Here is a 12,874-nt window from a genome sequence, read left to right on the forward strand (position 1 = left end):
AAGAGTAAGGTCGGGCAGGGGTCGAAGACCCACGTCCCGGGCTAACCTGAAGACCGTTTGAGGGCTTATCATGCCAAGACGTCGTGTAGCAGCAAAACGTGAGATTCTGGACGATCCTAAATACGGATCCCAAATCCTCGCCAAGTTCATGAACCACGTGATGGAAAGCGGCAAGAAGGCCGTAGCCGAGCGCATCGTTTACGGTGCCCTGGATACCGTCAAAGCACGCAAGAACAGCGACCCCCTGGAAATCTTCGAGAAAGCTCTCGACGCCATCGCTCCGCTGGTCGAAGTTAAGTCCCGTCGTGTCGGCGGTGCCACTTACCAGGTTCCGGTTGAAGTTCGTCCATCCCGTCGTAACGCTCTGGCAATGCGCTGGCTCGTAGACTACGCCCGCAAGCGCGGCGAGAAGTCGATGGCTCTGCGCCTGGCCGGCGAACTGCTGGATGCTGCCGAAGGCAAGGGTGCTGCAGTCAAGAAGCGTGAAGACGTTCACCGTATGGCTGAAGCCAACAAAGCGTTCTCGCACTACCGCTTCTAATTCAAGCATCAATCATTTTGCGAGGGCTTTATGGCTCGTACTACAGCAATTAACCGCTACCGTAACATTGGTATCTGTGCCCACGTTGACGCGGGCAAGACCACCACTACCGAGCGGATCCTGTTCTACACTGGTCTGAGCCACAAGATGGGCGAGGTGCATGACGGCGCCGCGACCACCGACTGGATGGTGCAGGAGCAGGAGCGCGGTATCACCATTACCTCCGCTGCCGTTACCACCTTCTGGAAAGGTTCCCGTGGTCAGTACGACAACTACCGCGTAAACGTCATCGATACCCCCGGCCACGTTGACTTCACCATTGAAGTAGAGCGTTCGCTGCGTGTACTCGACGGCGCGGTCGTTGTGTTCTGCGGTACCTCCGGCGTTGAGCCGCAGTCCGAAACCGTATGGCGTCAGGCCAACAAGTACGGCGTTCCACGTGTTGTTTACGTGAACAAGATGGACCGTGCCGGTGCCAACTTCCTGCGCGTTATCGGCCAGATCAAGAACCGCCTGGGTCACACCCCGGTTCCGGTCCAGCTGGCTATCGGTGCAGAAGATGACTTCCAGGGTCAGGTTGACCTGATCAAGATGAAAGCCATCTACTGGAACGATGACGACAAGGGTACCACCTACCGCGAGGAAGAGATTCCTGCTGAGCTGGTGGACCTGGCCAACGAATGGCGCAACAACATGGTCGAGGCTGCTGCCGAGGCCAACGAAGAGCTGATGAACAAGTACCTTGAAGAAGGTGACCTGTCCGTCGAAGACATCAAGGCTGGTCTGCGCGCCCGTACCCTGGCGAGCGAGATCGTTCCTGCTGTCTGCGGTTCCTCGTTCAAGAACAAGGGTGTTCCCCTGGTTCTCGACGCCGTTATCGACTTCCTGCCTGCTCCGACCGAAATCCCGGCGATCAAGGGTATCCACCCTGACCTGATCGACACGCCGAAGGAAGAAGTCACCCCAGAGCAGTATGACGAGCGTCCTGCTGACGACGACGCGCCGTTCTCGGCCCTGGCGTTCAAGATTGCCACCGACCCGTTCGTGGGTACTCTGACCTTCGTCCGCGTCTACTCGGGCTTCCTGACCTCCGGTGACTCCGTCATCAACTCGGTCAAGGGCAAGAAAGAGCGCGTTGGTCGTATGGTGCAGATGCACGCCAACCAGCGTGAAGAAATCAAGGAAGTACGTGCAGGCGACATCGCTGCTCTGATCGGCATGAAGGACGTCACCACCGGTGATACCCTGTGCAACGCCGACAAGCCGATCATCCTCGAGCGTATGGACTTCCCTGAGCCGGTGATTTCGCTCTCCGTAGAGCCGAAGACCAAGGCTGACCAGGAGAAGATGGGTATCGCACTGGGCAAGCTGGCCCAGGAAGACCCGTCGTTCCGCGTCAAGACCGACGAAGAAACCGGCCAGACCATCATCTCCGGTATGGGTGAGCTGCACCTGGACATCCTCGTTGACCGCATGAAGCGCGAGTTCAACGTCGAGTGCAACGTCGGCAAGCCGCAGGTTTCGTACCGCGAGAAGATCACCAAGTCCGGCGTCGAGATCGAAGGCAAATTCGTTCGTCAGTCGGGTGGTCGTGGTCAGTTCGGTCACTGCTGGATCCGCTTCTCGGAGCCAGAGCAGGACGACAAAGGCAACATCACCGAAGGTCTGGTGTTCACCAACGAAGTCGTTGGTGGCGTGATTCCTAAGGAATTCATCGCTCCGATCCAGAAAGGTATCGAAGAGCAGATGAAGAACGGCGTTGTCGCCGGCTATCCGCTGATCGGCCTGAAGGCTACTGTATTCGACGGTTCGTACCACGACGTCGACTCCAACGAAATGGCGTTCAAAATCGCTGCTTCGATGGCAACCAAGCAGCTGGCCACCAAGGGCGGCGGCGTGGTTCTCGAGCCGATCATGAAGGTCGAAGTTGTAACCCCGGAAGACTACCTGGGTGACGTGATGGGTGACCTGAGCCGTCGTCGCGGGATGATCCAGGGTAATGAAGACTCGGTGTCCGGCAAGGTAATCACTGCTGAGGTGCCGCTCGGAGAAATGTTCGGTTACGCAACCGACGTTCGTTCCATGTCTCAGGGTCGCGCAAGCTACTCCATGGAATTCTCCAAATACGCCGAAGCTCCGTCGAACATCGTCGAAGCACTCGTTAAAAAACAAGGCTAATCCCCTTTAGGCAAGAGGTTCACTGTCGTGGCTAAAGAAAAATTTGATCGTTCCCTTCCCCACGTTAACGTCGGCACTATCGGCCACGTTGACCACGGTAAGACCACTCTGACCGCAGCTCTGACTCGCGTCTGCTCCGAAGTTTTCGGTTCGGCAGTCGTTGAGTTCGACAAGATCGACTCGGCTCCGGAAGAAAAAGCGCGCGGTATCACCATCAACACCGCTCACGTCGAGTACAACTCGAACATTCGTCACTACGCTCACGTTGACTGCCCAGGTCACGCTGACTACGTGAAGAACATGATCACCGGTGCTGCCCAGATGGACGGCGCGATCCTGGTTTGCTCGGCCGCCGATGGTCCGATGCCGCAAACCCGTGAGCACATCCTGCTGTCCCGTCAGGTAGGCGTTCCGTACATCGTGGTCTTCCTGAACAAGGCTGACCTGGTAGACGACGCTGAGCTGCTGGAACTGGTCGAGATGGAAGTTCGCGACCTGCTGTCCACCTACGACTTCCCAGGTGACGACACTCCGATCATCATCGGTTCCGCTCGTATGGCCCTGGAAGGCAAAGACGACAACGAAATGGGTACTACCGCTGTCAAGAAGCTGGTAGAAACTCTGGATGCCTACATCCCTGAGCCAGTTCGTGCCGTTGATCAGCCGTTCCTGATGCCGATCGAAGACGTATTCTCGATCTCGGGTCGTGGTACCGTTGTTACCGGTCGTATCGAGCGTGGTATCGTTCGCGTTCAGGACCCACTGGAAATCGTTGGTCTGCGTGACACCACCACCACCACCTGCACCGGTGTTGAGATGTTCCGCAAGCTGCTGGACGAAGGCCGTGCTGGCGAGAACTGCGGCGTTCTGCTGCGTGGCACCAAGCGTGACGACGTTGAGCGTGGTCAGGTTCTGGTCAAGCCAGGTTCGGTCAAGCCGCACACCAAGTTCACCGCAGAAGTTTACGTTCTGTCGAAGGAAGAAGGCGGCCGTCACACTCCGTTCTTCAAAGGCTACCGTCCTCAGTTCTACTTCCGTACCACTGACGTGACCGGTAACTGCGAACTGCCGGAAGGCGTTGAAATGGTAATGCCAGGTGACAACATTCAGATGACTGTTACCCTGATCAAGACCATCGCAATGGAAGACGGTCTGCGCTTCGCTATCCGTGAAGGCGGTCGTACCGTCGGCGCCGGCGTCGTAGCCAAAATCATCGAGTAATCACTCGACCGATTGAAAAAAACCCCCGCTCAGCGGGGGTTTTTTTTATTGGGTTGACACTAAATGGGGGCGTCTATAGAATCACGCCTCCTTTTAGCGGGCGTAGTGCGTCCGTTGGGAACAGCCTGGAGTCTGAAATCCAATGCAAAATCAGCAAATCCGTATCAGGTTGAAGGCTTTCGACCATCGCCTGATCGACCAATCCACCCAGGAAATCGTGGAAACCGCGAAACGTACTGGTGCACAAGTGCGTGGTCCAATTCCACTGCCTACCCGCAAAGAGCGTTTCACCGTTCTGGTCTCCCCGCACGTCAACAAAGACGCGCGTGATCAGTACGAGATTCGCACTCATAAGCGTGTTCTGGACATCGTCCAGCCAACGGATAAAACCGTTGACGCGCTGATGAAGCTTGATCTGGCGGCAGGTGTGGAAGTACAGATCAGCCTCGGCTAAGACTTCGGTCTAGTCGTGTAACGCTCTGAAATGGGCGGCCATAGCGGGTGAAAGCCCCGTACACTCATGAGGTTTACAACATGACTATTGGTGTAATCGGTCGCAAGTGCGGTATGACCCGCATTTTCACCGAAGAAGGTGTCTCCATTCCGGTCACGGTCATTGAGATCGAGCCGAATCGTGTCACCCAGTTCAAAACTGAAGAAACCGATGGCTACCGTGCAGTGCAAGTCACTGTCGGCGAGCGTCGTGCTTCGCGTGTGACTGCCGCTCAGGCAGGTCACTTCGCCAAGGCTAACGTTGCCGCTGGTCGCGGTGTCTGGGAGTTCCGTCTTGAAGAAGGCGATTTCCAGGCTGGCGATCTGATCAAAGCTGAACTCTTCACTGCAGGCCAGCTGGTAGACGTTACTGGTCAGTCCAAAGGTAAAGGCTTCGCCGGTACCATCAAGCGCTGGAACTTCCGTGGTCAGGACAACACCCACGGTAACTCCGTGTCGCACCGTGTTCCTGGTTCCATCGGCCAGTGCCAGACTCCTGGTCGTGTGTTCAAGGGCAAGAAAATGTCCGGTCACATGGGCGCCGAGCGCGTGACTGTTCAGTCCCTGGAAGTAGTTCGCGTAGACGCTGAACGCAACCTGCTGCTGGTCAAGGGTGCCGTTCCTGGCGCTACTGGCGGCGACGTGGTTGTACGTCCAGCTGTCAAGGCTCGCGGTTAAGGGGAAACTGACATGCAACTCAATGTAAATGACGCTCAGGCGATCGAAGTTTCCGAACTGACTTTCGGTGGCGAATTCAACGAGACGCTGGTACACCAAGCAGTCGTGGCCTACATGGCCGGCGGCCGTCAGGGCACCAAGCAGCAAAAGACCCGTTCCGACGTGGCTGGTGGCGGTAAGCGCCCATGGCGTCAGAAGGGTACTGGCCGTGCTCGTGCTGGTACCACTCGTGGTCCGATCTGGCGTGGCGGTGGTGTAACCTTCGCAGCTCGCCCTCAAGATCACTCGCAGAAGCTCAACAAGAAGATGTACCGCGCAGCCCTGCGCTCCATCCTCGCTGAGCTGGTGCGTAGCGACCGTCTGGTCGTGGTTCAGGACTTCGCTGTCGAAGCACCGAAAACCAAAGATCTGCTGAACAAGCTGAACGGCATGGGTCTGAGCGATGTATTGATCGTTTCCGACGCTGTTGATCAGAACCTGTACCTGGCTGCTCGCAACCTGCCGCACGTCGATGTACGTGACGTACAAGGTTCCGACCCGGTCAGTCTGATCGCATACGAGAAAGTGTTGATCACTGTCTCGGCCGTGAAGAAATTCGAGGAGCTGCTGGGATGAACCAGGAACGCGTATTCAAAGTCCTCCTTGGCCCGCACGTTTCCGAGAAGGCTACCGTTCTGGCTGAGAAAAAAGGCCAGTTCGTATTCAAGGTTGCTACCGATGCAACCAAGCTGGAAATCAAGAAAGCTGTCGAAGGCCTGTTCAACGTAAAAGTTGAAAACGTGTCGACTGTTAACGTTCTGGGTAAAACCAAGCGTACCGCACGTGGTCTGGGCAAGCGTAATGACTGGAAGAAGGCGATCGTCTCCCTTCAGCCAGGCCAAGATCTCGATTTCAGCAGCAGTGCTGAGTAAGGAAGGGGTGCATCATGGCAATCGTTAAATGCAAACCGACTTCCCCTGGCCGCCGTTTCGTGGTCAAGGTGGTCAACAAGGAGCTGCACAAAGGCGCTCCTCACGCACCGCTGATCGAGAAAAAATCGAAGTCTGGTGGTCGTAACAACAATGGCCGCATTACCACTCGTCACGTTGGTGGTGGTCATAAGCAGCATTACCGTCTGGTCGACTTCCGTCGCAACGACAAAGATGGCATCCCAGCCACTGTCGAGCGTATCGAATACGACCCGAACCGTACTGCTCACATCGCCCTGCTGTGCTACGCAGACGGTGAGCGTCGCTACATCATCGCCCCTAAAGGCGTGAGCGCTGGCGACCAGCTGATCGCAGGTGCCCTGGCCCCAATCAAGGCCGGTAACTCCCTGCAGCTGCGCAACATTCCAGTGGGTTCCACCATTCACGGCATCGAACTGAAGCCGGGTAAAGGTGCTCAGATCGCTCGTTCCGCTGGTGCTTCGGCTCAGCTGATCGCTCGCGAAGGTGTCTACGTGACCCTGCGTCTGCGCTCTGGTGAAATGCGTAAAGTCCTGGCTGAGTGCCGTGCGACCCTGGGCGAAGTCTCGAACTCCGAGCACAGCCTGCGTTCGCTGGGTAAAGCTGGTGCCAAACGCTGGCGCGGCGTTCGCCCAACCGTTCGTGGTGTTGCCATGAACCCGGTTGACCACCCACACGGTGGTGGTGAAGGTCGTACCTCCGGTGGTCGTCATCCGGTATCGCCATGGGGCTTCCCAACCAAGGGTGCTAAAACCCGTGGTAATAAGCGTACCGACAACATGATCGTCCGTCGTCGCAAGTAACTAGAGGGATACGACAGTGCCACGTTCTCTGAAAAAAGGTCCTTTTATCGATCTTCACCTGCTGAAGAAGGTCGAAGTGGCGGTGGAGAAGAACGATCGCAAGCCAGTTAAAACCTGGTCGCGCCGTTCGATGATCCTGCCACAAATGGTCGGTCTGACCATCGCGGTACACAACGGTCGTCAACATGTCCCAGTTCTCGTGAACGAAGACATGGTCGGCCACAAACTGGGCGAGTTCGCCGGTACCCGCACCTACCGCGGGCACGTGGCTGACAAGAAAGCCAAGCGTTAAGGGGTAAGGAAATGGAAGTAGCCGCTAAGTTGTCGGGCGCTCGCATCTCCGCCCAGAAAGCCCGCTTGGTCGCCGACCAGATCCGCGGGAAGAAGGTGGGCGAAGCGCTCAACCTGTTGGCCTTCAGCAGCAAAAAAGCCGCTGAAATCATGAAGAAAGTCCTCGAGTCGGCCGTAGCCAACGCCGAACACAACGAAGGCGCAGACGTTGATGACCTGAAGGTCTCCACCGTCTTCGTCAACGAAGGGCGTTCGCTGAAGCGCATCATGCCACGTGCCAAAGGCCGTGCTGATCGCATCGTCAAGCGGTCTTGCCATATCACTGTCAAGGTTGCGGACAAGTAACGGAGTCGATCAGATGGGTCAGAAAGTACATCCCACTGGCATTCGCCTGGGAATCGTCAAGGAGCACACCTCCGTCTGGTACGCAGACGGTGCTACTTACGCAGATTACCTGTTGAAGGATCTGAAAACGCGTGAGTACCTCCAAGACAAACTAAAAAGCGCGTCCGTAAGCCGTATCGATATTCATCGCCCGGCTCAAACTGCACGCATCACCATCCACACCGCTCGTCCAGGTATCGTTATCGGGAAGAAAGGTGAAGATGTCGAGAAGCTGCGTCAGGACCTGACCAAGCAGATGGGTGTGCCTGTGCACATCAACATCGAAGAGATCCGCAAGCCGGAACTCGACGCTATGCTGGTTGCGCAGAGCGTAGCTCAGCAGCTGGAACGCCGCGTAATGTTCCGTCGCGCCATGAAGCGCGCCGTACAGAACGCCATGCGTATTGGTGCCAAGGGCATCAAGATCCAGGTGAGCGGTCGTCTCGGCGGTGCTGAGATTGCTCGTACCGAGTGGTATCGCGAAGGTCGTGTGCCGCTGCACACCCTGCGTGCCGATATCGACTACAACACCTACGAAGCTCACACCACTTACGGTGTGATCGGTGTGAAGGTTTGGATCTTCAAAGGCGAAGTTATTGGTGGTCGCCAAGAAGAACTGAAACCACAAGCACCAGCGCCTCGTAAAAAAGCTGCTAAGTAAGGGGTACGCCAAATGTTGCAACCAAAGCGTACAAAATTCCGCAAGCAGATGACTGGCCACAACCGTGGTCTGGCACTGCGCGGTAGCAAAGTCAGCTTCGGCGAGTTCGCCCTGAAAGCTGTTGCTCGCGGTCGCCTCACCGCTCGCCAGATCGAGTCCGCACGTCGTGCGCTGACCCGTCACGTTAAACGTGGCGGTAAGATCTGGATCCGTGTGTTCCCGGACAAGCCGATCTCCAAGAAACCTCTCGAGGTTCGTATGGGTAAAGGTAAGGGTTCCGTGGAGTACTGGGTTGCCCAGATCCAGCCAGGTAAAGTCCTGTACGAGATCGAGGGTGTTTCTGAAGAGCTGGCGCGCGAAGCATTCGCCCTGGCTGCTGCAAAGCTGCCTCTCGCCACCTCCTTTGTTAAGCGGACGGTGATGTGATGAAAGCGAATGAACTTCGTGAAAAATCGGCACAGCAACTGAACGAGCAACTGCTCGGCTTGCTGCGCGACCAGTTCAATCTGCGTATGCAGAAAGCAACTGGCCAGTTGGGGCAGTCGCACCTGCTCTCGCAAGTTAAGCGTGACATCGCTCGCGTGAAAACTGTGCTCAACCAGCAGGCAGGTAAGTGATCATGGCTGAAGCTGAAAAAACCGTCCGTACGCTGACTGGCCGTGTCGTCAGCGACAAAATGGACAAGACCATCACCGTTCTGATCGAGCGTCGCGTAAAGCACCCGATCTACGGTAAATACGTTAAGCGTTCGACTAAGCTGCACGCGCACGACGAAGCCAACCAGTGCAAGATCGGCGACAAGGTTTCCATCCGTGAAACCCGTCCGCTGGCCAAGACCAAGTCCTGGGCACTGGTTGAAGTCCTCGAACGCGCTGTTGAAGTCTAAGGGCTAGGGGTCGGAGAAATTTTATGATTCAGACTCAATCCATGCTCGATGTGGCCGATAACAGCGGCGCTCGTCGCGTCATGTGCATCAAGGTGCTCGGCGGTTCGCACCGCCGTTACGCCGGCATCGGTGACATCATCAAGGTTACCGTCAAGGAAGCAATTCCGCGCGGTAAGGTCAAAAAAGGCCAAGTGATGACTGCTGTTGTCGTGCGCACCCGTCACGGTGTTCGTCGCGCTGACGGTTCCATCATTCGTTTCGACGGCAACGCTGCTGTTCTGCTGAACACCAAGCAAGAGCCGATCGGCACTCGCATCTTCGGGCCAGTGACCCGTGAACTTCGTACTGAGAAGTTCATGAAGATCGTCTCGCTCGCCCCTGAAGTGCTGTAAGGAGATCCGACATGCAAAAGATTCGTCGTGACGACGAGATCATCGTGATCGCCGGCAAAGACAAAGGTAAGCGCGGTAAGGTGCTGAAGGTTCTGGCTGACGACCGTCTGGTCGTTGGTGGTGTGAACCTGGTCAAGCGTCATACCAAGCCTAACCCGATGGCGGGCGTACAGGGCGGTATCGTCGAGAAAGAAGCGCCTCTGCACGCTTCCAACGTTGCCATCTTCAACGGCGAAACCAACAAGGCTGACCGCGTTGGTTTCAAAGTAGAAGACGGTAAAAAAATTCGTGTCTTCAAGTCGACCCAAAAAGCGGTTGATGCTTGAACACTGCTAGGTAGAAGACCATGGCACGACTGAAAGAGATTTACCGGAACGAAATCGCTCCTAAGCTTAAGGAAGAACTTAAGCTGTCGAACGTGATGGAAGTTCCGCGCGTTACCAAAATCACCCTGAACATGGGTCTGGGCGAAGCGATCGGCGACAAGAAAGTCATCGAGCACGCTGTTGCCGACCTGGAAAAGATCACCGGTCAAAAGCCGGTTGTGACTTTCGCTCGCAAATCCATCGCTGGCTTCAAAGTCCGCGAAGGCTGGCCGATCGGCGTCAAGGTGACCCTGCGTAGCGACAAGATGTACGAATTCCTGGACCGCCTGCTGGCGATCTCCCTGCCTCGGGTTCGCGACTTCCGCGGCCTGAATGCCAAGTCCTTCGATGGCCGTGGCAACTACAGCATGGGCGTGAAAGAGCAGATCATCTTCCCGGAAATCGACTACGACAAGATCGATGCTCTGCGCGGTTTGGACATCACCCTGACCACCACTGCTCGTTCGGACGACGAAGGCCGCGCTCTGCTGCGTGCTTTCAAGTTCCCGTTCCGCAACTGATTGGAGTAGGAAAATGGCCAAGAAGAGCATGAAAAACCGCGAGCTGAAGCGTCAGCTCACGGTAGCCAAGTTCGCTAAGAAGCGTGCTGAGCTGAAAGCGACCATCGTCAACGTTAACGCCTCTCCAGAAGAGCGTTTCGCTGCCGTTGTCGCTCTGCAGAAGCAGCCACGTGATGCTAGCGCCTCGCGCCTGCGCAACCGTTGCCGCCTGACCGGTCGTCCTCACGGTGTATACCGTAAGTTCGGCCTGGGCCGTAACATGCTGCGTCAAGCTGCAATGCGCGGCGACGTACCAGGTCTGGTCAAGGCCTCCTGGTAATCGCTGCTGGCTGGATCCCGGCGCAAGGGGAGCAATCTTCCGACCGCCGGTGACCTTGCCAACAAACAAGCCCCTATATGGGGCTTGTTTCGTTTCTGCCTTGTGTCTAGAATGACCGGCTCACCTGAGCCTGGGTTTTTTACCCTGCCTGCTTGGGTGGTTGTGATAGCCGCAAGGCTAATAATTCTTGTATCAGGAGCATCTAGCCCATGAGTATGCAGGACCCGTTAGCGGACATGCTAACTCGCATCCGTAATGCCCAGATGGCTGAAAAGTCCGTCGTAAGCATGCCTTCCTCCACCCTGAAGGTCGCGGTTGCCAAAGTTCTGAAAGACGAAGGTTACATCGCTGGCTACCAGGTTACTGGTGAGGCCAAGCCTTCCCTGTCGATCGAGCTGAAGTACTTCGAAGGCCGTCCGGTCATCGAGGAACTGAAGCGTTCCAGCCGTCCTGGCCTGCGCCAGTACAAGTCCGTCGCAGAACTGCCGAAAGTACGTGGCGGCCTGGGCGTGTCTATCGTCTCCACCAACAAAGGTGTGATGACTGATCGCGCTGCGCGCGCTGCCGGTGTCGGCGGCGAAGTTCTGTGCACAGTGTTCTAAGGGGAGATAGGCATGTCTCGCGTCGCTAAGAACCCCGTTAAGCTGCCAGCAGGCGTCGAAGTCAAATTCGCCGGCCAGCAGCTTTCGGTGAAGGGTGCCAAAGGCACTCTCGAACTGAACGTTCACTCGTCTGTTGAAGTTACCGAAGAGTCTGGCGAGCTGCGTTTCGTCGCTCGCAACGGTGACCAGCAAGCTCGCGCCATGGCCGGTACCACCCGCGCTCTGGTGAACAACATGGTCCAAGGCGTAAGCCAAGGCTTCGAGCGTAAGCTCCAGCTGGTCGGTGTTGGTTACAAGGCACAGGCTAAAGGCACCGTCCTGAACCTGGCTCTGGGCTTCTCGCACCCAGTGGACTACGAACTGCCAGCCGGTATCACCGCTGAAACCCCAAGCCAGACCGACATCCTGATCAAGGGTATCGACAAGCAGCTGGTGGGTCAGGTGGCCGCTGAAATCCGCGACTTCCGTCCGCCAGAGCCTTACAAAGGCAAGGGTGTGCGTTACGCGGACGAAGTAGTCCGTCGTAAAGAAGCCAAGAAGAAGTAGGGCCTAGCAAATGACCGACAAAAAAGTTATCCGACTGCGTCGCGCTCGCAAAGCACGTCTCAAGATGCACGAACTCGAAGTCGTGCGCCTGTGCGTGTTCCGCTCCTCGCAGCACATCTACGCCCAGGTCATTTCGGCCGACGGCAGCAAGGTTTTGGCAAGCGCCTCGACCTTGGACAAAGAACTGCGTGATGGCGCCACTGGCAACATCGACGCGGCCACTAAGGTTGGCAAGCTGGTAGCTGAGCGTGCGAAAGCCGCCGGTGTATCTCAAGTTGCCTTTGACCGTTCCGGCTTCAAGTACCATGGCCGCGTCAAAGCGCTGGCTGATGCTGCTCGTGAAGGCGGGCTGGAGTTCTAAGTTATGGCAAATAACGATCAAAAGCGCGACGAAGGCTACATCGAGAAGCTGGTTCAAGTTAACCGCGTTGCCAAAACCGTAAAAGGCGGCCGTATCTTCACCTTCACCGCGCTGACCGTGGTAGGTGATGGTAAAGGTCGTGTTGGCTTCGGCCGTGGCAAATCGCGCGAAGTACCAGCCGCGATCCAGAAAGCCATGGAAGCTGCTCGCCGCAACATGATCCAGGTTGACCTGAAGGGCACCACCCTGCAGTACGCCACCAAGGCTGCCCACGGCGCCTCGAAGGTTTACATGCAGCCTGCCTCGGAAGGTACCGGTATCATCGCCGGTGGCGCAATGCGTGCTGTCCTGGAAGTTGCTGGTGTTCAGAACGTTCTGGCCAAGTGCTACGGTTCGACCAACCCAGTGAACGTGGTTTACGCCACCTTCAAGGGTCTGAAAGCCATGCAATCTCCTGAATCCATTGCTGCCAAGCGCGGCAAGAGCGTCGAGGAGATCTTCTGATCATGGCAACCGTAAAAGTAACGCTGATCAAGAGCGTCTCGGGCCGTCTGCCTAACCACAAACTGTGCGTTAAAGGCCTGGGTCTGCGTCGCATCGGTCACACTGTAGAAGTCCAGGATACTCCCGAGAACCGCGGGATGATCAACAAGGCTTACTACATGCTGAAGGTCGAGGGTTAATCG

General features: G+C 56.5%; 23 protein-coding genes. All 23 read left to right on the forward strand.

Annotation, left to right across the window (positions count from 1 at the left end; all coding sequences use genetic code 11):
• The first annotated feature begins 70 nt into the window (after nucleotides 1–70).
• The 23 genes from rpsG to rpmD all read left to right on the forward strand — a co-directional run bounded on the left by rpsG (nucleotide 71) and on the right by rpmD (nucleotide 12,871).
• Nucleotides 71–541, forward strand: coding sequence for a 30S ribosomal protein S7 (gene rpsG / locus QQ992_RS02560; RefSeq protein WP_003246741.1), 471 nt, complete (start codon nucleotides 71–73; stop codon nucleotides 539–541).
• Nucleotides 542–571: 30 nt separating this feature from the next.
• Nucleotides 572–2,719, forward strand: coding sequence for an elongation factor G (gene fusA, locus QQ992_RS02565; RefSeq protein WP_105948215.1), 2,148 nt, complete (start codon nucleotides 572–574; stop codon nucleotides 2,717–2,719).
• Between the two features lie 27 nt (nucleotides 2,720–2,746).
• Nucleotides 2,747–3,940 carry an elongation factor Tu gene (gene tuf / locus QQ992_RS02570; RefSeq protein WP_013970626.1) on the forward strand — a complete coding sequence of 398 codons (1,194 nt, stop codon included), beginning with the start codon at nucleotides 2,747–2,749 and terminating at the stop codon, nucleotides 3,938–3,940.
• 142 nt (nucleotides 3,941–4,082) lie between these two features.
• Complete coding sequence (gene rpsJ, locus QQ992_RS02575; protein WP_003186070.1) at nucleotides 4,083–4,394, forward strand: 30S ribosomal protein S10; 312 nt, start codon at nucleotides 4,083–4,085, stop codon at nucleotides 4,392–4,394.
• Between the two features lie 80 nt (nucleotides 4,395–4,474).
• Nucleotides 4,475–5,110: a 50S ribosomal protein L3 gene (rplC, locus tag QQ992_RS02580; RefSeq protein WP_003257089.1), complete on the forward strand. Its 636-nt coding sequence runs from the start codon at nucleotides 4,475–4,477 to the stop codon at nucleotides 5,108–5,110.
• Between the two features lie 12 nt (nucleotides 5,111–5,122).
• A complete protein-coding gene (gene rplD / locus QQ992_RS02585; RefSeq protein WP_003255485.1) occupies nucleotides 5,123–5,725 on the forward strand; it encodes a 50S ribosomal protein L4 in 603 nt (200 codons plus the stop codon).
• Complete coding sequence (gene rplW, locus QQ992_RS02590; RefSeq protein WP_003255484.1) at nucleotides 5,722–6,021, forward strand: 50S ribosomal protein L23; 300 nt, start codon at nucleotides 5,722–5,724, stop codon at nucleotides 6,019–6,021. The genes rplD and rplW overlap by 4 nt, the downstream gene beginning before the upstream one ends.
• A gap of 14 nt (nucleotides 6,022–6,035) precedes the next feature.
• Nucleotides 6,036–6,860 carry a 50S ribosomal protein L2 gene (gene rplB, locus QQ992_RS02595; protein WP_003255483.1) on the forward strand — a complete coding sequence of 275 codons (825 nt, stop codon included), beginning with the start codon at nucleotides 6,036–6,038 and terminating at the stop codon, nucleotides 6,858–6,860.
• Nucleotides 6,861–6,876: 16 nt separating this feature from the next.
• On the forward strand, nucleotides 6,877–7,152 hold the full coding sequence (gene rpsS / locus QQ992_RS02600) for a 30S ribosomal protein S19 (RefSeq protein WP_003255482.1): 276 nt from the start codon (nucleotides 6,877–6,879) through the stop codon (nucleotides 7,150–7,152).
• A gap of 11 nt (nucleotides 7,153–7,163) precedes the next feature.
• Nucleotides 7,164–7,496: a 50S ribosomal protein L22 gene (gene rplV, locus QQ992_RS02605; protein ID WP_003103908.1), complete on the forward strand. Its 333-nt coding sequence runs from the start codon at nucleotides 7,164–7,166 to the stop codon at nucleotides 7,494–7,496.
• A 13-nt stretch (nucleotides 7,497–7,509) separates the two neighbouring features.
• A complete protein-coding gene (rpsC, locus tag QQ992_RS02610) occupies nucleotides 7,510–8,196 on the forward strand; it encodes a 30S ribosomal protein S3 (RefSeq protein WP_003255481.1) in 687 nt (228 codons plus the stop codon).
• A gap of 12 nt (nucleotides 8,197–8,208) precedes the next feature.
• Complete coding sequence (gene rplP / locus QQ992_RS02615) at nucleotides 8,209–8,622, forward strand: 50S ribosomal protein L16 (protein ID WP_003255479.1); 414 nt, start codon at nucleotides 8,209–8,211, stop codon at nucleotides 8,620–8,622.
• Nucleotides 8,622–8,813 carry a 50S ribosomal protein L29 gene (rpmC, locus tag QQ992_RS02620; protein WP_002555481.1) on the forward strand — a complete coding sequence of 64 codons (192 nt, stop codon included), beginning with the start codon at nucleotides 8,622–8,624 and terminating at the stop codon, nucleotides 8,811–8,813. Before rplP ends, rpmC begins: the two co-directional genes overlap by 1 nt.
• A 2-nt stretch (nucleotides 8,814–8,815) precedes the next feature.
• On the forward strand, nucleotides 8,816–9,082 hold the full coding sequence (gene rpsQ, locus QQ992_RS02625) for a 30S ribosomal protein S17 (RefSeq protein ID WP_003255478.1): 267 nt from the start codon (nucleotides 8,816–8,818) through the stop codon (nucleotides 9,080–9,082).
• 23 nt (nucleotides 9,083–9,105) lie between these two features.
• A complete protein-coding gene (gene rplN / locus QQ992_RS02630) occupies nucleotides 9,106–9,474 on the forward strand; it encodes a 50S ribosomal protein L14 (protein ID WP_008089810.1) in 369 nt (122 codons plus the stop codon).
• Nucleotides 9,475–9,485: 11 nt separating this feature from the next.
• Nucleotides 9,486–9,800: a 50S ribosomal protein L24 gene (gene rplX / locus QQ992_RS02635; protein ID WP_016715319.1), complete on the forward strand. Its 315-nt coding sequence runs from the start codon at nucleotides 9,486–9,488 to the stop codon at nucleotides 9,798–9,800.
• Between the two features lie 20 nt (nucleotides 9,801–9,820).
• Nucleotides 9,821–10,360 (forward strand): 50S ribosomal protein L5, encoded by a 540-nt coding sequence (gene rplE / locus QQ992_RS02640; protein ID WP_003255474.1) that lies wholly within the window; start codon nucleotides 9,821–9,823, stop codon nucleotides 10,358–10,360.
• A gap of 13 nt (nucleotides 10,361–10,373) precedes the next feature.
• Nucleotides 10,374–10,679, forward strand: a complete 306-nt coding sequence (rpsN, locus tag QQ992_RS02645; protein ID WP_009681970.1) for a 30S ribosomal protein S14 — start codon at nucleotides 10,374–10,376, stop codon at nucleotides 10,677–10,679.
• A gap of 209 nt (nucleotides 10,680–10,888) precedes the next feature.
• A complete protein-coding gene (gene rpsH / locus QQ992_RS02650) occupies nucleotides 10,889–11,281 on the forward strand; it encodes a 30S ribosomal protein S8 (protein ID WP_009681971.1) in 393 nt (130 codons plus the stop codon).
• 12 nt (nucleotides 11,282–11,293) lie between these two features.
• Nucleotides 11,294–11,827, forward strand: a complete 534-nt coding sequence (rplF, locus tag QQ992_RS02655) for a 50S ribosomal protein L6 (protein ID WP_009681972.1) — start codon at nucleotides 11,294–11,296, stop codon at nucleotides 11,825–11,827.
• A gap of 10 nt (nucleotides 11,828–11,837) precedes the next feature.
• Nucleotides 11,838–12,188: a 50S ribosomal protein L18 gene (gene rplR / locus QQ992_RS02660; RefSeq protein WP_009681973.1), complete on the forward strand. Its 351-nt coding sequence runs from the start codon at nucleotides 11,838–11,840 to the stop codon at nucleotides 12,186–12,188.
• 3 nt (nucleotides 12,189–12,191) lie between these two features.
• On the forward strand, nucleotides 12,192–12,692 hold the full coding sequence (gene rpsE, locus QQ992_RS02665) for a 30S ribosomal protein S5 (RefSeq protein ID WP_003255465.1): 501 nt from the start codon (nucleotides 12,192–12,194) through the stop codon (nucleotides 12,690–12,692).
• 2 nt (nucleotides 12,693–12,694) lie between these two features.
• A complete protein-coding gene (gene rpmD, locus QQ992_RS02670; RefSeq protein ID WP_003255463.1) occupies nucleotides 12,695–12,871 on the forward strand; it encodes a 50S ribosomal protein L30 in 177 nt (58 codons plus the stop codon).
• Nucleotides 12,872–12,874 lie beyond the last annotated feature (3 nt).

The sequence above is a fragment of the Pseudomonas kurunegalensis genome (assembly GCF_030291635.1).
Classification (GTDB): Bacteria; Pseudomonadota; Gammaproteobacteria; order Pseudomonadales; family Pseudomonadaceae; genus Aquipseudomonas; species Aquipseudomonas monteilii.